The sequence below is a fragment of the Streptomyces sp. NPDC001194 genome, assembly GCF_042896985.1.
Classification (GTDB): Bacteria; Actinomycetota; Actinomycetes; order Streptomycetales; family Streptomycetaceae; genus Streptomyces.
Genome location: NZ_JBIAXU010000017.1, coordinates 55,948 through 79,649, shown reverse-complemented (window position 1 = coordinate 79,649; position 23,702 = coordinate 55,948). Strand labels below are relative to the sequence as shown.

Sequence of the window (23,702 nt, the reverse complement as noted above, 5' to 3'; positions counted from 1 at the left end):
TGGACCTATCCCGCCTGGTCCCCCAGACCTAGTCCCCGCACCTTGTGAACGCAGCATGGCATTCACATTGCACCCCCCGCGCCCACCTTCCCCACCCCGACCGTCAGCCCGTACGGTCACATCAACAACCACCCCACAGCCGTGTGCCCAAGTGGTTGAGGGACTCGCCTGCAAAGCGAGGCACGCGGGTTCAATTCCCGCCACGGCTTCTCCCGAAGGCCGCTCAGAACCACTCTGAGCGGCCTTCTGCCTGCCGTCCGGCAGCACCACGTCAAGACGACGGGAGGGCAGAGGCCCCGTCGGGCAGTCCGCCGCCGTCCCCACACCCCAGTTCCTTGGCGATCGCGACCGCGGCGGAGTGGGCGAGGACGACGTAGTCCTCACCCAGCACGGCATCTCCTCTGCTGCTTCGGGACTTGTCCGTATAGGAGGCCGTGATGCGCAGCGGCACGTCGCGTGTGGAGCCGACCCGGGTACTCGCGCAGTCGAAGGCCACGCCTCGCTCCTTGTCGGCGCGCGTCACCCGGACACCCGTCCGGTCGCTTCCCGGGGCGTCGGCGTTCCCGCGCTCGGCCACGAGGCGAATCTCGCCGACCCGCTTCCCCCCGCCCACGGTTGCGGTGACCGTGCACGCGGGAGCGGCGGCCTCCCCCTCCTTCGGCCCCGCGCGGTAGAACTCCTCCAGAGCCTTGCCCATGGCCGTGACGCCGACGGTCTGCGCGTTGTCGTTGACCAGGTGCGAGGACTGCAGCACCTCTGTGAGGGCCTTGCCGGCGGCATCCGTGATCAACCCCGGGCACGCCTGGGCCGGATCCACTTCCGGTGGCTTCGCCGAGAGCGACGCCTTGGGCTCGGGATCCGAGGTGGTACATCCCGCGACCAGGGTCACGAGCACCGCGAGTACCGCAACGGGGGCGGCGGAAGCCGTCAGAGCGCGCACTTCAGCTCCTCGTGAGGGAACTCCTGGTCGTCCTTGGTCAGCCGAACGTACACGGACATCACGATGTGCCCTTCGAGCTGTCCACCAAGTCACGGCCGACCGAATGGCCGACGGCTGATTCCTTGGACGCGACACCCGCGAGGGTGTCGATCTCCTTCGCGGACAGACCCGAGCCGGCGGCCGCGTGCAGCACGGCTCTCCTGGCGGCATCGCTCGTGTGGCCTTCGGCATCCGCGTACATCTTCGACACGGCCGCCTCGGTGTTGCCGGTCCTCTCCTTTCCCTTCTCCTTGGCGTCCTCGACGAAGATCTCGGTGACGTCCTCCTGGACCCATTCCACGACGTCACCGGCGACCGGCACCATCTCGAGGTACTTGCCGCCGACAGCCGAGACACCGCGGTTGATCCATTTGGCGCCGTCCTCCACGCCCTTCACGTACTCCTCGTTCGTGTGGGCGGTCTCGGCGTGCATGTTCTGGGCGCGCGCTTCCGTCAGCATGCCCGCGATCTGGCCACCGGGCTGCACCGCGTTCTCCACGGCCGCGTCCAAGAGGTCGTTGTCGCCTCGATGCTGGACCACGTCGGTGATGAGGACCCCCGTGAACGCCTGGTTGGCGTTCGTGATGGCACCGTAGGCGCCGGGATCCTGGCCGACCGCCCCGAGGAAGCGGGACATCGTCGCCTTGTTGAACTCGGCCATGTCCCCCGTGACCTTGATCTGGTTCCCGCCGTTCTCGGCGGACGCCTGGAGGTCCGGGATGTATTCCGCCGCCATGTTGCCGAAGTGCCCCGCCAGGGGACCCAGCCTCGGCTTCTTGTCCTCGTTGTCCGGGTCCTGCGCCACAAGGGACGGGTCGTCGCCGATCTTCTCGACGACGCGTTCCATGATCGACGTCATGTCCTTGGTGTGCGGGACCGGCTTCGCGTCCTCGTCGCCCGGTACGCGGCCCAAGACGGCCGCTTCCAGGGCGCCGCCGAGGGCCTCCTGGGCCGGGCCCGCTTCGCCGTAGGGGTGGCTGGGCGTCCGGTCGAAGGCGTCCGCCCACGACTCCTTGTCGAGCATGTAGTCGACCATGCCCTGGGCCTTGCCGTGCCGGCCGTCCACGACCTTGTCGGCCGTCGTGACGATGCCGTCGCCGTTGCTGTCCTGGCGGACCGGCTCGTTGAAGAAGGCCGTCGCCGCGTCCGGGTTGTGGGCCATCGCGTCCATCAGACCCGTCAGCGGGTAGAAGCCGCGGCTGCCGTCCTTGCCCTGGCTGAGCACCGTCTTCGGGTCGTACGGAGCGCCGTGCTCCCAGGCCTTCGGGTTCTCGCGGTCGAACGCGACCATGTCCCGGCCGACCGAGGTCAGGAACTCCTTGTCGTACTTGCCCTCGTGGAGCAGCGCGCCCAGCGCCTGGTATCCGTAGATCTTGCTGGTCAGGTCGCCGGTGACCTGCATCTCCTTGCGGCCTGCCTTCATCAGGCCGGTCGTCCACGCCGCGTCCAGATGGTGGGGCGAGCTCTTCTGCGTGGCGAGCCCCAGCATCGCGCCCATGTCGTTCTGGATGTTGCCGACCATCGCCAGGCGGTCCTTGCCGGCCTCGCCCAGGGTCGAGGCGTCGATGGACAGCTTCGCGTACGCCTCGAGCGTGCCGTCGGGGCCGAGCTTGCGGTAGAAGTCCGTCGAGAAGTCGGCCTCGTCGCGGTTGTCGTCGAGCAGGTCCTCCAGCTCGCGCAAGGCCTCCGGGTTGCGGGCCACGCCGCCCTGCTCCTTGCCGAGCTTCTTCATCAGCTCGGCCGCCCGGTCGGCCTGTTCGCCGTCCAGGGTGGTGTACTTCGGCGCCGTGAAGTCGTGGTCGTCCGGGACGTTCGCGCGCAGGGCGCGGACCAGGGAGTCGTCGGCGTCCGCGCAGTCCTCGACGAGCCGGTCCACCCGCGCCTGCCAGGCCTTGCGGTTCTCCTCCTGCTTGCGCTTGAACTCGGGGTAGTCCGGATCGTGCCGGGCCGCGTACTCGGTCTTCGCGTCCATCGGAACGATCGAGACCTTGCCGGCCGCGTCCACGCGGAACCCGGCGGCCGGGATCTCCTCGTCGGCGGCCTTCTTGAGTGCGTCCCGGGCCGTCTTGAGGGTGGTGTGGCCGTCGCTGAGGAGCTGGTGGACGCCCTTGGCCTCCTTGGCCGCGTCCTCGAACTCCTTGGCCGTCTTGTCGACGAACGCCCGCCCGACGCCCGCGGTGACCCCGCTCCATTCGGCCTTGTCGGCCTTGGCCTTCATGCCGTTGCGAGCGGCCTCGGCCATCTCGTCCAGCTTGTCGGCCATGGCCTTCCAGTCGGTGACCGCCGTCTGGAGCTTGTCCAGGGGTGCGTTCATCACGTTCTCGTACGTCAGCATGGGAGCGCCCGCCTACTTGAGGTACTTGTCGATCGCGGACGCGGTGAAGTCGGCGTGCAACTGCTGCTCGTCCATGGCGTGCGACTTGACCGAGTAGTTCAGGCCGTTCGAGATGTTCGCGCAGGCGGCCACGAGGGTCTTCACCTGGCTCTCCCACGTGGAGTTGAGCTTCAGCAGCGCCGCGCCGCTGGCGAAGCCCTCCTTCGTGAGCGCTCCGGCGGCCTCGCCGGTGGCGGTGGCGGCGTGCTTGCCGTCCGTCTGGAGGCGCGAGTGCAGCTTGTACGCCTCGGTGCCGATGGCGCCGATGTGGTCCTGGTTGAGCTCCAGGTCCCCGCCGCCACCGCCGCCGGGCTCGACCGGCACGTGGTTGAGCCGCATGGCGACATTGGCAGTGGCCGTGGCGCGCGCCGCCGACCATTCCTCGTCGAACGACATCGCGTCCATTCCTCCTTGTGTCACATCAGCCTCTAACACGCTGATGTGCGCATGTGGTTACGGCCCCGGCCACGAGCAGGCAGACTCCCATCCCGAGAACGGCCCAGGGAAGGAGCCGGTCGCCGCCCGTCGTGTTCTGTACGTGCGACGCGGGTACCGGGGCCGGTACGGGTCCGGACCGGCCCGGGGCTGGAGATGGTAGCCCGTAGGCCGCGGCGAGGTCGGGGAGCGGGTAGACGTCCGCGGGGCCGGGGTCACCGGGGCTGGTCAGCGCGATGACGGGGCTGACCACTCCGTGGCCGAGCCGGTCGTTGCGCCGGATGCCGTGGACGGGGGCCGGCTTCTCGGCCGTGCTCAGCAGGACGCGGAGTATCTGGTTGCCGGTCCAGTCGGGGTGGGCGGACCAGAGCAGGGCGGCGGAGGCGGAGACGAGGGCGGTGGCGTCGCTGGTGCCGTGGCTGACGCAGAGACCGGGGGCGGGGTCGGAGTCGGGGGCGGTGTCGGCGTCGGAGTCGGGGGCGGTGTCCGACCCGGCACCTGACTCGGCACCGGACTCGGCTCCGGTCTCGGCTCCGATCTCGGCTCCGATCTCGGCTTCATCGGCGCAGCCGGTGGCGATGTCGACACCGGGGGCGGACAGGTCCACCTGAGGGCCGTGCTGGGACTCCTGGGTCGCGACACCGTCCGGGCCGACGGCGGAGACGCCGACCACTCCGGGTGAGCCCGAGGGATACATGACCTCGTTGGGCCCGTCCCCGTCGTTGCCGACGGAGGAGAAGACGAGCTTGCCGTGGTCCACGGCGTACCGGACGGCGGCGTCGAGTTCGGCGCTCCTGCCGGGTCCGCCGAAGGAGATGTTCAAGACCTTGGCTTCCGAGTCCGCGGCGAAGCGGATCGCCTCGGCGATCGACTGATGGAGGCGGAGGTTCCCGCCGCCCTCGGAGACCCGGAGCGGAAGGATCTTGGCCCCGGGGGCCAGCCCGAACGCCCCGCCACCCGACGGACGCTTGCCCGTGCCGGCGATCAGGGCGGCGATGCCGGTGCCGTGATCGCCGTAGTCGGTGCGTTCGTCGCCCTCGTAGCCGTGGGAGAAGTCCTTGCCCCGGACGACTTGGCCGTCGAGCTCGGGGATCCTGGCGACGCCGGTGTCGATGACGGCGACGGTGACGCCCTGGCCGGTACCGAGGCTCCAGATGTCCCGGGCTTTCATGGCATCGAGATGCCACTGCTCCGGCCGAGCCGTGTCGGCGTGGGCGGCCGGGGCAGCGGCGACCCCGGCCAGCACGAGGCCGACCAGGGCCGAGGTCGTCCGACGCGGCGGCACGGACCGCCGTCAGGCGTTCCTGCGCCGCACGACGACTGCCGTGACGGCTCCGCCGATGAGCACGCAGGCACCGAGCCCGAGCCCGATCCAGAGAAGACTGCTGCCGCTCTTCTTCTCCTCGGCCTGCGGCGCCGGCTTCGGAGCCGCCGAGTCGGGGGCCTTGCCGTCGCTGGAAGGCGAGGCGTTCTTGGCCGCGGCGGCCAGGTCGGGCAGCGGGAAGACATCCGCCGGGCCGGGGTCACCCGGCGTCGGCAGAGCGATCTTGGGTCGGACCACGCCGTAGCCGACGTAGTCGTTGCGCTCGACGCCGTCGACCGGCTTACCGGCAGTGTTCAGCAGAACGCGGAGCACCTGGTTGTTCGTCCAGTCGGGGTGAGCCGACCAGAGGAGCGCAGCGGACGCGGAGGCGAGGGCAGTGGCGTCACTGGTCCCGTGGCTATTGCACAGGCCCGTGCCTCCACTGCATCCGGTGACAATGTTGACCCCTGGAGCGGACATGTCCACGTAGGCGTTGTGCTGCGACTCCTTGGTAGCAGCGCCGTCCGAGTCGACAGCAGCGACACCCACCACTCCAGGCGTTGCGGCAGGGTAATAGGCGTCACTGCCCCCATCGTTACCCGCACCCGCGAAGATCAATTTCCCCTTGCTTAGCGCATAGCTCACCGCATTCGAAAGCTCGTCACTCTTACCTCCACCAACCATGGAGATATTGATGACCTTTGCATCCGAATCCGCTGCGTAGCGGATGGCTTGGATCATAGATTTGAAGAGTGGACCGCCATCGCCGCCGACATCGACTCGCAGCGGCAAGATCTTCGCCCCCGGCGCCAGACCAAACGCACTGTCCACGCCGCCAGGGCCCTTGCCATTGCCCGCAATGATTGCGGCCATGCCGGTTCCGTGATTGTCATAGTCCGTGCGCTCGTCGCCCTTGTACGACTCCGAAGCGAAGTTCTTGCCCGGGAGAACCTGGCCTTCGAGTTCCGGAATGCGGGCGACACCGGTGTCGATCACCGCAACGGTGACGCCCTTGCCGGTGCTGATCTTCCAGATGTCGTCGGCCTTCATGGCGTCGAGATGCCATTGCTTGGAACGAACCGTCTCCGCCTGAGCCGGGGTCGCGGCGACCCCGGCCAGCAGGAGGCCAACCAGGGCCGAGGTCGCCTTACGCATGCGCATCTCGTCGAAATTTCCGTTCTACTCAGTCGATCACCGGCGGAACAACGCGACCGTTGCTCTGCCAGGTCTCTTCGTCTTCGGCCAGGTAGTCGGGACGCTCGCCACCCTGCTGGTCACGCCGATTGCCCGGAGAGTGCATTCCTGCACCCCCGTGTCCCATCGCACCGCGAGCCGAACCGGCACCGGAACCGTTGCGCACGAGGCCCGAGCCGCCCTGCGTGAACGGCTGTGCTCCCGTGGTCGGACGACCGATCGCGCCGGCCTGACGCCCACCGACGACACCGCCGGGCTCCATGGCCAGCCGTCGACCCATCGCCGAACCGCCCTGACCAGGGCCGTGGGGGCCGCCCGCACCGGGGTGCATGCCGCCGCCCATGCCGCGGCCTGCGGCCTGCTGGCCGCCTTCGTGCCCGATGACCGTGCCGCGCGGGATGCCCGACGTGGGGCCGTTGGTGGTAACCGGCCGACCGCCCATGATCCCCGTGTCACGCGGGAGCAGGCCGCCAGGCCCGCCAACCTTGCTGGAGGGAGGCAACGTCACCGGGAACTTGCTGCCGGGTCCGCCACCGCCCTGGATCGGCGTACCGATGGGCGGGAGTGCGATCGGCGGAACAGGTCCGGGAGGAGTACCGCCGCCCTGGCCCGGGACGGGTCCCGGACCACCCGGCAGGCCCGTGACCGGAGGAAGCGTCTTGTCGGGAAGAGTCGCGACGTGGTCGAGGTCCACATCCACATCCCGATCCGGGAGCACGGGTACCGGTGTCTGCCCCGTCGTCGGAGGCAAGGTGGCGTCGGGCAGCGACTGGTGACCAGCCATCCGCCCCTGCCCATTCGAACCGTCCGGTGTCGAAGGCGCGTACGAAGAACCACCAGTCGCGGGACCTCCACCGGAGCCCCCGCTCTCCCTCCCCATGCTCTCCATTCCACCGACTGAGCGCTGAGGTTCGAACACCGGCGGCGGCTTCGGGAACGTCGGGATCTCGACCTTGCCCATCTGCGTCGTCGACTGGTCGTACGATCCGGCCAGCTTCGTCATGGCGTCAACGGCCTTTTGGTGGTCGCCGTTCAGCTTGGAGTTCGCCTCTTGCCTGATCTGCTGCGAATCCGGGTCGTTGTGGAATTGCTGGGCGGCCTTGAGGTTGTCAGCAGCCGACGTGTCGTACGCCGGCATGTTGATCTTGACCTCGTGCATGGTCTGGGCGGCCTCGGCCATCCACTTGCCGCCCGCGGCGCTGTATTCGCCAAGGAGCAACGTCGCGCTGCCCGCCCGGCTCACCCAGTCCGCGAAGGCGTGGGCAGCTTCGCCCTCCCACCCCTTGACCTGGTGCTTCTTGAGGCTCTCCCCGATCTCCTTGATCGTTGAGGCGGCCTCGTTCAGCTGTGCGCTTCGCGTCTCCACCGTCTTGGGGTCGATCGAGGCGATCATGGCGAGCAGCTGCTGGTGGGTGTAGCCCTCGAAGTTCGTTGCCATCAGACCTTGCCCTTCGCCGTGCTGCCGTGGCCGTTCGCGCCACCCTGGGTGTCCGCCTGCTGCTTCGCCAGCGGGTCCCGCTCCGCGACATAGTCCTTCTTCGCCTGCGCGACGATGGAACGCATACGCGCCTGCGTGTCCTCGTCCACGCCCCCGTACCCCTTGCCCGCCGTCATGATTGCGATGCCCAGGGCCTCGATCTGCCCCGCCAGGCCCGCCGACAGGTTCTGAAGCTGTGTGTGGACGGTCGTGTACGTCTTGAACAAGGCGTCCGCCTCGGCGAAGCCCTTGCCCAGAGCTCCGTCCGGGAGCGTGACATGGGCCAGCTTCTTCTGGTCAGCGCCCGAGCCGTCGAGCTTCTTCAAGAGGTCGTCGACGAGCTTCTTGTAGTTCGTCATCGACTCGAACTCGACCTCGAGCGCCCTCGCCTGCGCCATGATCGCGTCCGCCATGCCCGCACCGATACCGCCCAGCCCCAACAGGCCAGGCGCCGACTCCTCTGCCACGATGGCCTCCCCGACTCCCCGTTGTTCCCGGGGTCGCAGCTGATTCCGCTGCTTCCCCGGCCCCGTTCACGCCCGTTCGCACGCGCGCGTACTACGTCTTACCCGTCTTCCCGATCACTCTAGCGACCGGTACCGACAGTCCCAACCTCGGGGTTGCACGTGCAATGCGGGTCACACGGTCACGAGTTGGGCGCCGCGACCGCCGCCGATGGCCGGATCGGGAGCCTGTTCACCGGGCGGCCCGTGGCCGCGCGTACCGCCGAGGCTACCGCCGCCGGGGCCGTCACCACAGGGATCGCGCTCGCCGCCTTCGCCCCGAACGGGGCCACCACGTCCCGCTCTTCGACCAGTTTGACGATCCGGACCACCGGCGCGTCCAGCGACGTCGGCAGCGCGTAGCCCGTCAGGTCGGGGTGGCGGACCAGGCCCGACACCGAGCGGAGGTTCTCGCTCAGCGCCGCGCCCACGCCCTGCGTGACGCCCGCTTCGATACGGGCCTCCAGCTGGCGGGGGTTGAGGATGCGGCCCACGTCCTGGGCGACCGCCAGTTCGACCACCCGCACCGAGCCGAGCTCGATGTCCACGTCCACCACCGCGCGGATCGCGCAGAACGCGAGGCCCACGAAGGCGTCGCCCTGGCCGTCGCCGTCCAGGGGCTCCGTCGGGTGGGGGCGGCACTGGGCCGTCGCCCAGAGTTCCTTGCCCGCCATCGCCTCCGCGACCGTCGTCGAGAACGCGCCGTCGTACGAGGTGATCCGGCCGTCCTGGACCTGCAGGAGCTCCGTCGACATGCCCAGCTTGTGGGCCATCGGCTGGAGGAGCTGGGTGCGGACCATCTTCGCCGCGCGCTCCACCGCACCGCCCGACACCCACGTGTGGCGGCCGTGCGCGGCCGGGCCCGCCGGCGGCTGGTCCGTGTCGACCGGGGCCGTCACCACCTCGTCCACGCCCAGGATCTCCTGGACGATCTGGCGGGCGAGCGTGGAGAAGCCCTGGCCGGTGTCGACGGCGGCGCAGATCACCGTCGCCACCCCGTCGACGACCTTGACCGTCGCCGTCGAGACCTCGTCGGTGCCCTCCGCGCCGAGCATGTGGACCATGCCCACGCCGTACCCGACCCCGCGCCGCACCGCGCCCGGCTCGCCCGCGCCCTCCGGGCCGCCCGGCAGCAGCCACTCCTCCTCCGGGGTGTCCTTGGGGAGGGAGGGCAGCTCGAAGTCCCGGACCGAGCGCAGCAGTTCCGCCACCGGCGCCGGGCACGTCACCGTTTGGCCCGTGGGCAGCAGGTCGCCCGTCGCCAGTACGTTGCGCAGGCGCAGCTCCGCGCCGTCGATGCCGAGGGCGGCCGCGAGCTTGTCCATCTGGCCCTCGTACGCGGCGCAGACCTGCATCGCGCCCTCGCCGCGCACGTGGCCGGACGGCGGGTTGTTCGTACGGACCGCCCAGCCCTCGACGAAGGCGTGCGGGACCACGTACGGGCCGCACGCGAACGCCACGGCCGCCGCCAGGGACTCGGAGGACGAGTCGGCGTACGCGCCCGCGTCCATCAGGATCTGGGCCTCGACCTTGACCAGCCGGCCCTCCGCGTCCGCGTGGTGGCGGTAGCGCAGCAGCGTCGGGTGGCGGTGGGTGTGGCCGAGGAAGGACTCCTCGCGGGTGGCGGCCAGCTTGACCGGGTAGCCGGTGCGCAGGGCCAGGAGGCCGAGGGGCAGCTGGAAGGCGGCGTCCTCGCGGTCGGCCGTCGCGCCCGGGACGCCGGTGACCACGACCCGCACCCGGTCGGGCTCCAGGCCGAAGCAGGCGGCCGCCAGGTCGCGGTCCAGGTGCGGGTCGGTGGAGGCGGTGTAGATCTCGACGCCGCCGTCGGGCCGCGGCACGGCCAGCCCGGCCTCGGCGCCGATGGGCGCGGGGTCCTGGCGGCCGATCCGGTACAGGCCCTCGACGACGACCTCGCCGGTGGCCTCCGGGTCGCCGTAGCGGAGCGGGATGTGCCGGATCAGGTTGCCGTCGGGGTGCAGGGCGGGGGCGCCGAAGGACTGCTCGGGGTCCGTCACCGCGTCGAGCAGCTCGTACTCGACGGCGATCGCGGCGGCGGCGAGGCGGGCGGTGTCCGGGTGGTCGGCGGCTACGGCGGCGATGGGCTCGCCGTGGTGGCGCACGACGTCGTGGGCGAAGACGGGCCGGTCGGCGATGCGGCGGCCGTGCGTGGTGGCGCCGGGGACGTCGGCGTGGGTGACGACGGCGCGCACGCCCGGCATGGCGGCGGCCGCGGAGGTGTCGATGGAGAGGATCCGGGCGTGCGCGTGCGGGGAGCGCAGGACGGCGGCCCACAGGAGGCCCTCGGCCCACAGGTCGGCGGCGTACGGGAAGGTGCCCTCGCTCTTGGCGCGGGTGTCGGCCGCGGGCACGGAGGCCCCGATGCCGCGCGGCACCTCCTGCTCGCCCGCCTCGGGCGCCGCGGCGGCCGAGGCGCCCGCGGAGACCGATACCGTCGTCGTGGCCGTGGCCGCGTCGTGCCCGCTCACGCCATGCCTCCGTTGTGGTGGATCCCGCCCTCGCCGGGCGGCGCCTGGTGCGGAATGCGCGCCTCCGCGCCGGAGCCGCTCCCGGCCCCGGCACCGTTTCCGGCCCCGGTCCCGGGCGCGTCGGCCGCGGCCGACGCCTCGCGCTCGGCGACGACCTCGCTCACGGCCTCGATGACGCCCTTGTACCCGGAGCAGCGGCACAGGTTCCCGCACAGGGCCTGTCGCGTCTCCAGCTCGCTGGGGGCGTGGTTGCCCTCCAGCAGGTCGTGGATGGTCATGGCCATGCCGGGCACGCAGAACCCGCACTGCACCGCACCCGACCTGCACAACGCCTGCTGCACGTCGGAGAGTTCCCCGCCCGCGGCGAGCCCCTCCACGGTCCGCACCTCGCTGCTCGCCGCGGTCGCGGCCGGGACCAGGCAGGAGGCGACGAGCCGGCCGTCGACCTGCACCGCGCACGCCCCGCACTCGCCCTGCGAGCAGCCGTCCTTGGCGCCGGCGAGGCCGAGGCGCTCGCGCAGCACGTAGAGCAGGGACTCGCCGATCCACGCGCCGGTGACGGGCCGGTCGGCGCCGTTGACGCGCAGGACGTAGGAAGCCAGCGGGTGCTCGTGATGGGCGACGGCCTCGGCTGTCGCGTTTTCTTCGTACGCCGTCACCTCGGCCGGGAAACCTTCGGGGGTTCCCCCGTCCGGCGTCGCCACGGCGATGTCCGCGGTGCCCGCACCCGGCGCAGGCGCACCCGCGTCTTCGCCCGCCCCGAAGCCCGCCTCGAACCCGCGCCCGTCCGTCCCGAACCCGCGCCCGTCCGCCTCGAACCCGCGCCCGTCCGTCCCGAACCCGCGCCCGTCCGCCTCGAACCCGCGCCCGTCCGTCCCGAACCCGCGCCCGTCCGTCCCGGCGGGCTCCGCGGCCGGCTCGGCCGTGAACCCGTGCTCGCCGCCCGGCCCGGGCTCCGCCCCGGCACCGCCGTGGCCGGATGCCGTGAACCCGTGCCCGTCGGTGTCCCCGTGCTCCGCGAAGCCGCCGCCACCGCCACCGACCCCGCCATCGGCGACGCCGCCGACCCCGGGACCGCCCGACAGCACATACTCGGCGGCCGCGACGGGTGTCGCCTCGCGCTCCGCAACCCGCTCCGCGTCCACGTCGGCCGGGGCCGCCGTCTCGGCGGCCTCCGCCCCGGGATGCGGCCGTTCCGCCGTGACCGGGGCCGACGCCGGACCATGAGCGGCCTCGACGTCGTGCGGGGCCGGCCGGAGCTGCTCCGGCTCCGCCGTCTCCGGGAGGGGGGTGCCCACGCCGGGCCCGCCCAGGACGCGGGGGCCGCGCCCGGAACCGCCGACGCCGGGTCCGCCGAGCCTGCGCAGGCCCGCGCCCGAGGTGGAGCCGTCGGCCGCGTCGGGGCGCGCCTCGGGCAGCACACCGGAGCTCATGACGGCACCCGGGCCCGCGTCCGCGACCGGGAGCGAGGGCGCCGCGGCCTCGAAGCCGGGGTGGGTGGCCCACGGGGCCGCCGCGCCGCCGGGCAGCGTCGCCGGAGCCTGGCTCCAGTCGGCCGCCGGGGCGCCGTGGCGGAACTCGCCCGTCTCCTCGGGGAGTTCCGGGAGGGTCCACTGGCCGGTGGTCACGGGCTCGGAGTCCTGGACCGCCTCCGGGAACCGCCACTCGGCGGTGGCGCCGGGATCGTGCCCGCCCTCGGCCGAAGCCGCCGCGGGGCCCGCGGCCGGGCCGGCCGTCCGGCCCGGGACCCGAACGGAATCCTGCCCCGCACGCTCGAACGCCGCGGCCACCGACGCCGGGAGCGGGATCGAGGCCGGAATCGGCCCCCCGACCGGCGCGGGAGCGGGCGCGGCCGCGGGGGCGGCCGCCCCCGCCTCGGGCCACTGCGCCGGCATCGTCCACGTCCCCGTGGCCGCCGGATCCGCGCTCGCGGAACCCAGCGGCACGATCATCGGCGGCGGCACGTAGCCGTGGCCGGGCGCCGCGAGCGGCTCACCGGTGCCGAGCGCGTCCAGCATGTCCTGCGGCAGCTTCACGAAGGCCGTCGCGTCGGAGTCGTACTCGCCGCCCTGCGGGACCGGCTCCCAGCCCCAGCTCGCGCCGGTGTGGCCCGCGGGACCCGCGTCCCCCGTCGTTCCGCTCACGTTCTCGTTCCCACTCATGAGCTCAGTGCCCTCCCCAGGGCCCTCCGTGCCAGCACGGCGACCGTCCGCCGCAGATGCAGTACCCCGGGTGCCACGGGCTCCCCCTGGTCGGGGACGCAGGCGGCGGCGACGTACTCGCCGAAGGCCTCCAGGGCCTCGGGGGCCAGGGTCCGCCCCCCGTCCCAGTCGATCAGCGAGGCCACCCACTGCTCGGCCTCCAGCGGCCGCAGCGGCATGGGCGCGACCGCACCGATCGCACAGCGCACACCGCGGCGCGCGGGATCCAGTACGAGCCCCACGGACGCCACCGCGCGCCCCGGTCCCGTACGCCCCGTGGCCTTCAGGAAGACCTGCGGCGCGTGCAGCAGCGGCACCCGTACGAAGCCGATCAGCTCGCCGGGCCGCAGCATCTCGCGGCCGGCCAGCAGGTGCGAGACCGGGATCTCCCGGCGCGAGCCGCCCGGGCCGTGGATGACGAGGACGGCCTCCAGCGCGGCCAGCACGGGCAGCGCGTCGCCCGTCGGCGCCGCGGTGGCGATGTTGCCGCCGAGGGTGCCCGCGTTGCGGATCTGCGGGGGCCCGGCGGCCCGCGCGGCCGCCGCCAGCGCGGGGATCAGAGCGGCGAAATCCGGCCGTCCCATCCGCGCGTGGGTGAGACCGGCGCCGAGCAGCGCGTGCCCGTCCTGGTACTGCCAGCCGCGGATCTCGTTGATCCGGCCCAGGCCGACGAGCGCGGCGGGCCGCAGCAGCCCGGCGTTGACGGAGGCCATGAGGTCGGTGCCGCCGGCGACGGGCACGGCGGCGGGCATGGCGGCGAGTGCCGCCACGGCCTCGTCGAGCGAGGCCGGCAGCGTCACGGACTGCGCCGCCTGCGGCCCCTGAGATGAATGCAGTGCATGCGGTGCGTGCGTGGTCAACCCAGCTGCCCCTTCCCGATGTCCCGGTCCCGGCGCTCACGCCTGTCCGCCGTACGGTACGTGCTCACCGCCGGGACGTGGCAACTCTGGCACATCTTCCCCACCGCCCGGCGCGAGGGTCCGCCGGGCGCCCCTCGGCGCTTCCGGACGTCCGGTTTCCCCCGTATTCACCGAATCGACCGAATCAACTCGGATCCGCCGAATCCCCCGGAATCGAGCAAGAGTTCCAGACCGTCCCAAGAACGAAGGACGTCCTGGAACCCTCGGGAGTTCCACAGAAGTCCGAAGCGTTCCGATCGGTACCGATCGGTCCGCAGGGCCGTCGGAGGACTGCCGAAGGCCCGCCGGAGCGCGCGGAACGGTTCCGGCCAAATCCCCGCCGGGCCTCCCCCGCCGTCCCCCGCCGTGCCCCCGCCATCCGGCCGCCCCACGGGCGGCGCCCCGGTCCGCGTCACACGTTCGGGGGCTCCCCCTCGATCGGACGCCCGAGCACCCCCGGCCGCCGCTGCCACGGCAACGGCCCACCCGGCGGCCGGTAGTCCACGCCGAGCGCGTCAAGCCGCCGGTAGTGCGCGCCCATCCGGGCCTCGAAGCCCGCGTGGTCCCGCTCGCCCGGCTCCGGCAGCCGCGACCACACCACCTCGGCGAAGGCCGCCAGCCGCGGGAACACCTGGTAGTCGACCCGGCCCTGGTTCTCCATCACCTCGGTCCACACGTTGGCCTGCGCGCCCAGCACGTGGGACGCCGCCTCCGCCGAGAGCTTCGGCGGCACCGGCTCGAAGCGGTACACGTCCTCCAGCGAGCGCACGTACCCGATCGGCATCGGCTCGTCCGGGCCGCCCGCCTGACGGTGGTCCAGGTACACCTGCTGCTCGGGGCACATCACCACGTCGTGCCCGGCCTCGGCGGCGGCGATCCCGCCCGCGTACCCGCGCCACGAGGAGACCGCGGCCCCCGGTGCGAGCCCGCCCTCCAGGATCTCGTCCCACCCGATCAGCCGCCGCCCGCGCTCCGCGAGCCAGCCGTCGAAGTGCCGGATGAACCAGGACTGCAGCCCGTCCTCCCCGTCCACCCCCAGCTCCCGGATCCGCTCCTGCGCGAGCGCCGACGCACGCCACTGCTCCTTGGGGCACTCGTCGCCGCCCACGTGCACGAACGGCGAGACCTCCGCCGGGAACAGCTCCAGCAGCTCCTCGAAGACCCCCTCGTAGAAGCGCAGTACGGCCTCGGTCGGCGCGAGCACGTTCTCGTTGATCCCCCAGTCGTCCCACACCCCCAGCGCGCCGGTGTCCACGACGTCGGTGTTGCCGAGCTCCGGGTACGCGGCGATCGCGGCCTGCGAATGCCCCGGCACGTCGATCTCCGGGACCACCCGCACGTGCCGCTCGGCGGCGTACGCGACGATCTCGCGGATGTCGTCCTGCGTGTAGAAGCCGCCGTGCGGGGTCTCGTTCCACAGCGGCGACGCCCGGTGCCCCCAGCGGCTGCGCGGCCGCCACGCGCCGACCTCGGTGAGCCGCGGGTGCCGCTTGATCTCCACCCGCCAGCCCTGGTCGTCCGTCAGGTGCAGGTGCAGCACGTTGAGCTTGTGCGCGGCGAGCAGGTCGACGTACCGCAGCACCCCGTCCTTCGGCATGAAGTGCCGGGCCACGTCGAGCATCATCCCGCGCCACCCGAACCGGGGGGCGTCCTGGACGCCCCCCACCGGCAGCCGCCACGCGCGGCCCGGCGCCGCGGGCGCGCGCCGGTACGCCTCGGGCCCGAGCAGCTGACGCAGCGTCTGCGCGGCGTAGAAGAGCCCCGCCGGGTCGGCGCCCTCCAGCAGCACCCGCCCCTGCGTGACGTGCAGCTCGTACGACTCCGCTCCGGCCCCGCGCGCGAGCTCGGGGCGGAGCACCAGCCGGATCACCGCGCGCTCGCCGTACGTCCGCCCCGGCGCCGGCGCGGGCAGCTCCCAGCCGGTGGCCGCGCCGAGCTCCCGGCGCAGCCAGCGCGCGGTGCCCCCGGTGCCGGGGCCGGCGTCGAGCAGCGGATCGTCCAGCACGCACTCGCCGCCGTCGCGGGCGAATCGCGCGTACCGCGGCTCCGGAATCAACTCGGGCATGGCCTCGACCCCTCCACCGTCCAGCCGTTGCGCGACGCGCAACGCGCGTTCCACAGGGCGCCCGGCGCCCGTGCGGCCGACCCTAGTCCGCCCTCCGCGCACGGCAAAGGCCCCCGGACGCGCATCAGCGCGCCAGAGGGCCTCGGGCCTGCCGTGAAGGGGGCGAAGGGACCGCGAACGGACTACTTGTCGCCCTTGCCGCCCTTGTCCTTGTCCCCGCCGGGGCCCATGGACTCGTAGATCTCCTTGCACATGGGGCAGACCGGGTACTTCTTCGGGTCGCGGCCCGGTACCCACACCTTGCCGCACAGCGCGACGACGGGGGTCCCGCCGAGCGCGCTCTCCATGATCTTGTCCTTCTGGACGTAGTGGGCGAAGCGCTCGTGGTCGCCGTCGCCGTGGGACACCTGCGGCGTCGGCTCTACGAGGGTCCCCGTACCAGTCCCGCGCTCGGGCTCAAGAGTGCTCATGAAAACCAGGGTACCGACCCGTGCGCGGCTCAGTTGAGCGACGGGTCGTCGGGATACGTGGCGACCATCGCGAGCTCGCTGCGCTGGCGGCGCAGCACCGCCCGCCACAGCCTTTCGGGGTCCGGGTACGACACGTCCCCGGGCTCCGACTCCACGACGTACCAGGCGCCGTCGCCGACCTCGGCCTCCAGCTGGCCCGGGCCCCAGCCCGAGTACCCGGCGAAGATCCGCAAGCTGCCGAGGGCCGCGGCCAGCAGCTCCGGCGGGGCCTCCAGGTCGACCAGGCCGATCGCCCCGTACACGCGGCGCCACCCGAGCGGCCCCTCCTCTCCGGGGATGACCGCCACGCCGAGCGCCGAGTCCAGGCCCACCGGCCCGCCCTGGAAGACGACCCCGGGATCGCCGGCCAGGGTCGCCCAGGGCAGCAGGATGTCACCGACCCCCACGGGGGTGGGCCGGTTGAGGACCACGCCGAGCGAGCCCTGCTCGTCGTGGTCGAGCAGGAGCACCACCGCGCGGTCGAAGTTCGGGTCCGCGAGGGCGGGGGTGGCCACGAGCAGCCGCCCTGTGAGGGAGGACACCTCGGTCATGCCGACATGATCTCGCACATTCGCCCTCCGGGGGGAGCGGGCGGACGCCTCGGACCGCCCGCAGCTCAGGGCGCACGGCAGCAGGGAGGAGCGCGTGCCGGGGAAGCGGGCGGAACGCAACACTCCGCCATGCGGTGGATACGGAGGGTGTTGTGCCGAATTCATGACAGTCCTACGGCCACGTCGGCCTTACGAACAAGGGGGTGGTGGCCCTTACCCTTTTCCCTGGCCCCCTGCCCACCCCTCTCCGGAACGCGAGATTCATGACCGGCATCAGTGACGATGTACTGCTTGTCCACGGCGGCACCCCGCTCGAGGGCGAGATCCGTGTCCGCGGTGCGAAGAACCTCGTGCCCAAGGCCATGGTCGCCGCTCTGCTCGGCAGCGGACCCAGCCGGCTGCGCAACGTCCCGGACATCCGTGACGTGCGCGTCGTCCGCGGGCTGCTCCAGCTGCACGGGGTGACGGTCCGCCCCGGCGAGGAGCCGGGCGAGCTGGTGCTCGACCCGACGCACGTCGAGAGCGCGAACGTCGCCGACATCGACGCCCACGCGGGCTCTTCGCGCATCCCGATCCTCTTCTGCGGCCCGCTGCTGCACCGCCTCGGCCACGCCTTCATCCCGGGCCTGGGCGGCTGCGACATCGGCGGCCGGCCGATCGACTTCCACTTCGACGTGCTCCGCCAGTTCGGCGCGACCATCGAGAAGCGCGAGGGCGGCCAGTACCTGGAGGCCCCGCAGCGCCTTCGCGGTTGCAAGATCCGCCTGCCCTACCCCTCGGTCGGCTCGACCGAACAGGTGCTGCTGACGGCCGTCCTGGCCGAGGGCGTCACCGAACTGAGCAACGCCGCGGTGGAGCCGGAGATCGAGGACCTCATCTGCGTGCTGCAGAAGATGGGCGCCATCATCTCCATGGACACCGACCGGACGATCCGGATCACCGGTGTCGACCGCCTCGGCGGCTACAACCACAAGGCGCTCCCGGACCGCCTGGAGGCCGCCTCCTGGGCTTCCGCGGCGCTGGCGACCGGCGGCAACATCTACGTCCGCGGGGCGCAGCAGCGCTCGATGATGACGTTCCTGAACACGTACCGCCGCGTCGGCGGCGCGTTCGAGATCGACGACGAGGGCATCCGCTTCTGGCACCCGGGCGGCCCGCTCAACGCGATCGCGCTCGAGACGGACGTGCACCCCGGTTTCCAGACCGACTGGCAGCAGCCGCTGGTGGTCGCCCTGACCCAGGCCACGGGCCTGTCGATCGTCCACGAGACGGTCTACGAGTCCCGTCTGGGATTCACCTCGGCGCTCAACCAGATGGGTGCACACATCCAGCTGTACCGGGAGTGCCTGGGCGGCAGCGCCTGCCGGTTCGGGCAGCGCAACTTCCTGCACTCGGCGGTCGTCTCGGGCCCGACGAAGCTGCAGGGCGCCGACCTGGTCATCCCCGACCTGCGCGGCGGGTTCTCGTACCTGATCGCGGCGCTGGCGGCCGAGGGCACCTCGCGGGTCCACGGCATCGACCTCATCAACCGCGGCTACGAGAACTTCATGGAGAAGCTCGTGGAGCTGGGAGCCAAGGTCGAGCTCCCCGGCGGCGACCTCGTCTGAGCCGTACGGCCGACCGAGAGCCCCCCGGATCCCGCAAGGGCCCGGGGGGCTCTCGCATGTGCCCACCGGCCCGCACACGGCCGCCCAACGGCCGTACGGGGCCCTCCCGCCGGCCCGTGCGGCCGTACGCGGGGCCCTCACCGGCCCGTGACGGCCCGGGCAGGCCTCGGCGGGCCCAGGGTCGGCCGGGGACCCCGGACAGCCCGAAGGGCGGCCACCCCGCCCGGGGGTGGCCGCCCTTCGCCAGTACTGCGTACTGCTCTGCCGGTCCGAAGGCCCGTACGGGCCCCGGTACGGGCAGGACTTACTTGCCCTTGGCGGCTTCCTTGAGCTTGGAGCCCGCGGAGACCTTGACGCTGAAGCCGGCCGGGATCTGGATGGGGTCGCCGGTCTGCGGGTTGCGCGCGGTGCGAGCGGCACGGTGGGTGCGCTCGAAGGTCAGGAAGCCGGGGATGGTGACCTTCTCGTCGCCCTTGGCGACAATCTCGCCGACGGTCTCGGCGAGCGCGGCCAGAACGGCGTCGGCGTCCTTGCGGGTCACCTCGGCGCGCTCGGACAGAGCGGCCACCAGCTCACTGCGGTTCATGTTGTACTCCCGTGTTCAACTTGCCTTAGAGGCGTGAGATCGAAGCCGATGCTGCCAGGGCCCTCGGACAGTCCCCGGACCCGGGTCTGAACGTCAGACCCTCTCGCCCGGTTACGCATCCTGCCCCCACCAGCGGCGGGAAAGCCAATCCGGCACCCGCCAGGGTCACACGAAAAGCGCCACAGTCACGCCGCGGTGACGCTCCGTCCGCACTTGGTGGATGCGGACCGCGGACCTCGCGGGCATCCCCGCAACCCTAGAGGCGGCCCGCCGGGCCCGCATCTCGCGACGCGCCGGGAACGGCGAGCCGTGAGGGCCGTCACAGCGGCGGCCGGACCCGGTGCGGAGCCGCCCGATCCGGCGTCAGATCGCCGAGGCGGCCTTGCGGACGGCTCCGGCGACCGCGCCGGCCACCTTGTCGTTGAACACCGACGGGATGATGTAGTTGGCGTTGAGCTCGTCCTCGCCGACGACGTCCGCGAGCGCGGTCGCGGCGGCCAGCATCATGTCCGTGTTCACCGTGCGGGACTGGGCGTCCAGCAGACCGCGGAAGACACCCGGGAAGACCAGGACGTTGTTGATCTGGTTGGGGAAGTCGGAGCGGCCGGTGGCGACGACGGCGGCGGTCTGGCGGGCGACGGCCGGGTCCACCTCGGGGTCCGGGTTCGCGAGCGCGAACACGATCGCGCCCTCGGCCATGGCCGCGACGTCCTCGCCGGACAGCACGTTGGGGGCGGAGACGCCGATGAAGACGTCGGCGCCGACCACGGCCTCCTTCAGAGTGCCGGTGTAGCCCTCGGGGTTGGTGTTGTCGGCGATCCAGCGCAGCGGGGAGTCGGCGGCCGCGTCGACCAGGTCGGGGCGGCCCGCGTGCACGACACCGTGGATGTCGGCGCTGACCACGTTCTTCACGCCGGCCGCGAGGAGCAGCTTGAGGATGGCCGTACCGGCCGCGCCGGCGCCCGACATGACGACCTTGACGTCGCCAACTGCCTTGCCCACCACGCGAAGTGCGTTGGTGAGGGCGGCGAGGACGACGATGGCGGTGCCGTGCTGGTCGTCGTGGAAGACGGGGATGTCGAGGGCCTCGCGCAGCCGGGCCTCGATCTCGAAGCAGCGCGGCGCGGAGATGTCCTCGAGGTTGATGCCGGCGAAGCCCGGGGCGATGGCCTTGACGATGGCGACGATTTCGTCGGAGTCCTGGGTGTCGAGGCAGATCGGCCAGGCGTCGATGCCGGCGAAGCGCTTGAAGAGGGCGGCCTTGCCCTCCATGACGGGCAGCGCGGCCATCGGGCCGATGTTGCCGAGGCCCAGTACCGCGGAGCCGTCCGTCACGACTGCGACGGAGTTGCGCTTGATGGTGAGGCGGCGCGCGTCCTCGGGGTTCTCGGCGATGGCCATGCACACGCGGGCGACGCCCGGGGTGTAGATCATCGAGAGGTCGTCACGGTTGCGGATGGGGTGCTTGGACGCCATCTCGATCTTGCCGCCGAGGTGCATCAGGAAGGTTCGGTCGGAGACCTTGCCGAGGCTGACGCCCTCGATGCCGCGCAGCTTGCCGACGATCTCGTCGGCGTGCGCGGTGGAGGTCGCGGCGATGGTGACGTCGATACGGAGCTTCTCGTGACCGGAGGCGGTCACGTCGAGGCCGGTGACCGACCCACCGGAAGACTCCACGGCGGTGGTCAGCTGGGAGACCGCGGTTCCGCTCGCGGGCACTTCCAGGCGGACCGTCATCGAGTACGAGACGCTGGGCGCCGTTGCCATGGCCGTGTTCCTCTTCTGTCCCTGGTTTTTTGTACACACACAGGGCCCCGCTGCACGGCAGGTGCGGCAGGACCTGTTGTCCGATCGTCCCACCTACCAGCCAGTACAAGGTAACCAGCTACAAATTTCGGAAAGACACTTCCACCATACGAGATAGATCAGGCGTTCGGAAGCGTAGGCCCGTACGAAAAAGGTCCGCGCCCCTCGGTATCCGAGGGGCGCGGACCTGTATGAACGTCTATGACACCGACCCGCCATGCTCGCCTCGCGGCAAGTGGTCGCTCTAAGCGACGAAGGTTGGGCCCGGGGGCTTGGATCGAGTCGGTGCCGTACCCAGGCTAACAAAGGATCGCCGGAAGCGATCCCCCTCCAGGGGGTTGACCTCGTCTCACCACGCGTGTGGCCGCGAGCCATCCGTGCCGCGCGCTCCCACCGGGCACGGACCCGCGCGGCCCTACGGCTTCAGCAGCGCCGGCACCCCGTCCGCGTCGGGCTCGTCGCGGCCGGCGGAGACCACCGTCAGCTGCTGCGTCGCGCGCGTCAGGGCCACGTACAGGACCCGCAGGCCCGCCGGGGACTCCTCGGCGATCTCCGCCGGGGAGACGACCACCGTGGCGTCGTACTCCAGCCCCTTGGCCTCCAGGCTGCCGAGCGCCACCGCCCGCTCCCCCAGGTCCGCCAGCCAGCCCGCGGCCTCCGCGCGCCGGTCCATGGCCACGACCACACCGACCGTGCCGTCGACCTGCTCCAGCAGCCTGCGCGTCTCCTCGCGGACCGCGGCGCCCAGATCACCGCCCGCGGCCGTGAAGCGGGGCTCCAGCCCCGTGGAGCGGACCGCCGTCGGCGGTTCCATGCCCGGCATCGCCAGCCGCAGCACCCGGGCCGCGACCTCCGCGACCTCGGCCGGGTTGCGGTAGTTCACGGTGAGGGTGAAGCGGCGGCGCGGCCGCGATCCCAGGGCCTCGTCCCGCGCGGCGGCCGCCTCCTCCGGATCCGTCCACGAGGACTGCGCCGGGTCTCCGACCACCGTCCAGGTGCCCATCCGGCCCCGGCGGCCGACCATCCGCCACTGCATCGGCGTCAGGTCCTGCGCCTCGTCGACGATCACGTGCGCGTACTCGGTGCGCTCCGCCGCGATCCGCTCCGCCCGCTCCCACTGGGTCTCCTCGCGGGTCGGCATGAGCTCCTCCAGCCCGCTGAGCTGGTCGAGCGGGTCGAGCTGCCGCTTGCGCTTGGGCCGCGCCGGGGCGCCGAGCAGCAGCTGGAGCTCGTCCAGCAGCGCCACGTCGTGCACCGACAGCGGCCCCTTGCCGTCCGGGCCCACCCGGCGCAGCGAGCGCGCCAGCTGGCGGGTCTCGCGCGGGTTCAGGACCCGCCGCGACCAGCGGCCGAGACGGCGCTCGTCGGCCATCGCGGCGAGCACCGCGCGCGGGGTCAGCTCGGGCCACCAGGCGCCCAGGAAGTCGATGAACGCGTCCTCGGTGGAGATGTCCTCGTCGAACGCGGAGCGCAGCTCGGCCGCCAGCTCCGGATCGCTGTGCCGGCCCGCCCCGCCGGACCTCGAGTACAGGGCGTCGAGCAGCAGCTTGCGGGCGCGCGGGCGCAGCAGGTTCACGGGCGCGGTGCCGCTGAGCACGTTCTGCCGGATCCGGTTCAGCTCGTCGGCCTCCAGCTCCTGGCGCCGCCCGAAGGCCACGACGCGCAGCCGCTCGGGGGCGTCACCGAGTTCGAGTGCGCCCCGTACGGCCTTGTGGAGCACCTTGCGCATGCGCGAGGAACCCTTGACGCGGGCCACGGCCGGTTCGTCGTACGTGGTCGCCTCGGCGCCGTCGACCAGCGAGCCGAGCGCCCGGATGGCGACCTGGCCCTCCTCGCCGAGCGAGGGCAGCACGCCCTCGGTGTACGCGACGAGCAGCGGGGTCGGCGAGACGATCAGGATGCCGCCGGAGTAGCGGCGCCGGTCCTGGTAGAGCAGGTAGGCGGCGCGGTGCAGGGCGACGGCGGTCTTGCCGGTGCCGGGCCCGCCCGCGACCTCGGCGACCGAGGCGGCGGGGGCCCGGATCACCATGTCCTGCTCGGCCTGGATGGAGGAGACGATGTCCCGCATCGAGTGCGTACGCGCCCGCCCGAGCGCGGCCATCAGGGCGCCGTCACCGATGGCGGGCAGCTCCCGGCCGTCGAGCGAGGCGGTGATCTCCGGGCGCATCAGGTCGTCCTCGACGCCGAGCACCTTGCGGCCCTTGGAGCGGATGACGCGGCGCCGTACGACACGGCCCGGGTCCTTGGGCGTGGAGCGGTAGAACGGCGCGGCGGCCGGCGCGCGCCAGTCGATGACCAGCGGCGCGTAGTCGGCGTCGAGCACGCCGATGCGTCCGATGTGGAGCGTCTCGGCGATGTCGGCGGTGAGGTCCTCGCGGATCGCGTCGTCGGCCGGCTCGACGGAGGTGTACGCGCCGTCGGGCCCGCGCTCCCCGTCCTTGCCGAGGACCAGGTCGATCCGGCCGAAGAGGAAGTCCTCGAACTCGTTGTTCAGCCGGTTCAGGTGGATGCCCGCCCGGAAGACCTGCGCGTCGCGTTCCGCGAGCGCGCCGGGCGTGCCGACCTGACCGCGTTTGGCCGCGTCGTTCATCAGGAACTCGGCCTCGTCGATCTTCTCCTCGAGGCGGCGGTACACCTGGTCCAGATGCGTCTGCTCGACCGCGATCTCCCGATCGCGGACGGAATCCGCCGTGCTGTCGACAGCGGCATTCTGCGCGGCCACCA

General features: G+C 72.1%; 17 protein-coding genes and 1 tRNA gene. 2 read left to right on the top strand and 16 right to left on the bottom strand.

The window, feature by feature from the left end; all coding sequences use genetic code 11:
* The first annotated feature begins 137 nt into the window (after positions 1–137).
* Positions 138–209: transfer RNA gene (locus ACFY1T_RS27550), tRNA-Cys, on the top strand.
* A 62-nt stretch (positions 210–271) separates the two neighbouring features.
* On the opposite strand, the gene ACFY1T_RS27545 is transcribed toward ACFY1T_RS27550, so the two are convergent.
* The 13 genes from ACFY1T_RS27545 to ACFY1T_RS27485 form a co-directional block, all read right to left on the bottom strand.
* Positions 272–940 carry a hypothetical protein gene (locus tag ACFY1T_RS27545; protein ID WP_390790549.1) on the bottom strand — a complete coding sequence of 223 codons (669 nt, stop codon included), beginning with the start codon at positions 938–940 and terminating at the stop codon, positions 272–274.
* A gap of 58 nt (positions 941–998) precedes the next feature.
* The gene (locus ACFY1T_RS27540; RefSeq protein WP_390790548.1) at positions 999–3,314 is read right to left on the bottom strand and encodes a hypothetical protein; all 2,316 of its coding nucleotides are present in this window, start codon (positions 3,312–3,314) and stop codon (positions 999–1,001) included.
* A 12-nt stretch (positions 3,315–3,326) separates the two neighbouring features.
* Positions 3,327–3,758 (bottom strand): hypothetical protein, encoded by a 432-nt coding sequence (locus tag ACFY1T_RS27535; protein WP_390790547.1) that lies wholly within the window; start codon positions 3,756–3,758, stop codon positions 3,327–3,329.
* A gap of 16 nt (positions 3,759–3,774) precedes the next feature.
* On the bottom strand, positions 3,775–5,073 hold the full coding sequence (locus ACFY1T_RS27530; RefSeq protein WP_390790546.1) for a S8 family serine peptidase: 1,299 nt from the start codon (positions 5,071–5,073) through the stop codon (positions 3,775–3,777).
* 9 nt (positions 5,074–5,082) lie between these two features.
* A complete protein-coding gene (gene mycP / locus ACFY1T_RS27525) occupies positions 5,083–6,246 on the bottom strand; it encodes a type VII secretion-associated serine protease mycosin (RefSeq protein WP_390790545.1) in 1,164 nt (387 codons plus the stop codon).
* Positions 6,247–6,274: 28 nt separating this feature from the next.
* Positions 6,275–7,723 carry a WXG100 family type VII secretion target gene (locus tag ACFY1T_RS27520; RefSeq protein ID WP_390790544.1) on the bottom strand — a complete coding sequence of 483 codons (1,449 nt, stop codon included), beginning with the start codon at positions 7,721–7,723 and terminating at the stop codon, positions 6,275–6,277.
* Positions 7,723–8,229 carry a hypothetical protein gene (locus tag ACFY1T_RS27515; RefSeq protein WP_390790543.1) on the bottom strand — a complete coding sequence of 169 codons (507 nt, stop codon included), beginning with the start codon at positions 8,227–8,229 and terminating at the stop codon, positions 7,723–7,725. Before ACFY1T_RS27515 ends, ACFY1T_RS27520 begins: the two co-directional genes overlap by 1 nt.
* Positions 8,230–8,408: 179 nt before the next feature.
* Positions 8,409–10,754 (bottom strand): xanthine dehydrogenase family protein molybdopterin-binding subunit, encoded by a 2,346-nt coding sequence (locus tag ACFY1T_RS27510; RefSeq protein WP_030866606.1) that lies wholly within the window; start codon positions 10,752–10,754, stop codon positions 8,409–8,411.
* Positions 10,751–12,898 carry a (2Fe-2S)-binding protein gene (locus ACFY1T_RS27505; protein ID WP_390790542.1) on the bottom strand — a complete coding sequence of 716 codons (2,148 nt, stop codon included), beginning with the start codon at positions 12,896–12,898 and terminating at the stop codon, positions 10,751–10,753. The genes ACFY1T_RS27510 and ACFY1T_RS27505 overlap by 4 nt, the downstream gene beginning before the upstream one ends.
* A gap of 14 nt (positions 12,899–12,912) precedes the next feature.
* Positions 12,913–13,815, bottom strand: a complete 903-nt coding sequence (locus ACFY1T_RS27500) for an FAD binding domain-containing protein (protein WP_051805698.1) — start codon at positions 13,813–13,815, stop codon at positions 12,913–12,915.
* 451 nt (positions 13,816–14,266) lie between these two features.
* Positions 14,267–15,919, bottom strand: a complete 1,653-nt coding sequence (locus ACFY1T_RS27495) for a beta-N-acetylhexosaminidase (protein WP_390790541.1) — start codon at positions 15,917–15,919, stop codon at positions 14,267–14,269.
* 182 nt (positions 15,920–16,101) lie between these two features.
* On the bottom strand, positions 16,102–16,389 hold the full coding sequence (locus ACFY1T_RS27490; protein WP_078860729.1) for a DUF3039 domain-containing protein: 288 nt from the start codon (positions 16,387–16,389) through the stop codon (positions 16,102–16,104).
* Between the two features lie 29 nt (positions 16,390–16,418).
* Entirely contained in the window at positions 16,419–16,979 is a 561-nt protein-coding gene (locus ACFY1T_RS27485) for a YqgE/AlgH family protein (RefSeq protein ID WP_390790540.1), read from the bottom strand.
* Positions 16,980–17,242: 263 nt separating this feature from the next.
* Between ACFY1T_RS27485 and murA the strand changes: the two genes are divergently transcribed.
* Positions 17,243–18,586 (top strand): UDP-N-acetylglucosamine 1-carboxyvinyltransferase, encoded by a 1,344-nt coding sequence (gene murA / locus ACFY1T_RS27480; protein ID WP_030866623.1) that lies wholly within the window; start codon positions 17,243–17,245, stop codon positions 18,584–18,586.
* A gap of 304 nt (positions 18,587–18,890) precedes the next feature.
* Here murA and ACFY1T_RS27475 read toward each other — a convergent pair whose 3' ends face one another.
* From ACFY1T_RS27475 to ACFY1T_RS27465, 3 genes are all read right to left on the bottom strand, one after another.
* Positions 18,891–19,172 (bottom strand): HU family DNA-binding protein, encoded by a 282-nt coding sequence (locus tag ACFY1T_RS27475; protein ID WP_030161324.1) that lies wholly within the window; start codon positions 19,170–19,172, stop codon positions 18,891–18,893.
* A 363-nt stretch (positions 19,173–19,535) separates the two neighbouring features.
* Positions 19,536–20,939 (bottom strand): NAD-dependent malic enzyme, encoded by a 1,404-nt coding sequence (locus tag ACFY1T_RS27470; RefSeq protein WP_030866625.1) that lies wholly within the window; start codon positions 20,937–20,939, stop codon positions 19,536–19,538.
* Positions 20,940–21,393: 454 nt separating this feature from the next.
* Complete coding sequence (locus tag ACFY1T_RS27465; RefSeq protein WP_390790539.1) at positions 21,394–23,700, bottom strand: HelD family protein; 2,307 nt, start codon at positions 23,698–23,700, stop codon at positions 21,394–21,396.
* Positions 23,701–23,702 lie beyond the last annotated feature (2 nt).

Excerpts from the sequence above, each read along its gene's own strand:
- ACFY1T_RS27475 (WP_030161324.1), bottom strand. The coding sequence starts at position 19,172 with ATGAACCGCAGTGAGCTGGTGGCCGCTCTGTCCGAGCGCGCCGAGGTG.
- ACFY1T_RS27470 (WP_030866625.1), bottom strand. The coding sequence starts at position 20,939 with ATGGCAACGGCGCCCAGCGTCTCGTACTCGATGACGGTCCGCCTGGAA.
- ACFY1T_RS27535 (WP_390790547.1), bottom strand. The coding sequence starts at position 3,758 with ATGGACGCGATGTCGTTCGACGAGGAATGGTCGGCGGCGCGCGCCACG.
- ACFY1T_RS27490 (WP_078860729.1), bottom strand. The coding sequence starts at position 16,389 with ATGAGCACTCTTGAGCCCGAGCGCGGGACTGGTACGGGGACCCTCGTA.
- ACFY1T_RS27520 (WP_390790544.1), bottom strand. The coding sequence starts at position 7,723 with ATGGCAACGAACTTCGAGGGCTACACCCACCAGCAGCTGCTCGCCATG.
- mycP (WP_390790545.1), bottom strand. The coding sequence starts at position 6,246 with ATGCGTAAGGCGACCTCGGCCCTGGTTGGCCTCCTGCTGGCCGGGGTC.
- murA (WP_030866623.1), top strand. The coding sequence starts at position 17,243 with ATGACCGGCATCAGTGACGATGTACTGCTTGTCCACGGCGGCACCCCG.
- ACFY1T_RS27495 (WP_390790541.1), bottom strand. The coding sequence starts at position 15,919 with ATGCCCGAGTTGATTCCGGAGCCGCGGTACGCGCGATTCGCCCGCGAC.
- ACFY1T_RS27485 (WP_390790540.1), bottom strand. The coding sequence starts at position 16,979 with ATGACCGAGGTGTCCTCCCTCACAGGGCGGCTGCTCGTGGCCACCCCC.
- ACFY1T_RS27540 (WP_390790548.1), bottom strand. The coding sequence starts at position 3,314 with ATGCTGACGTACGAGAACGTGATGAACGCACCCCTGGACAAGCTCCAG.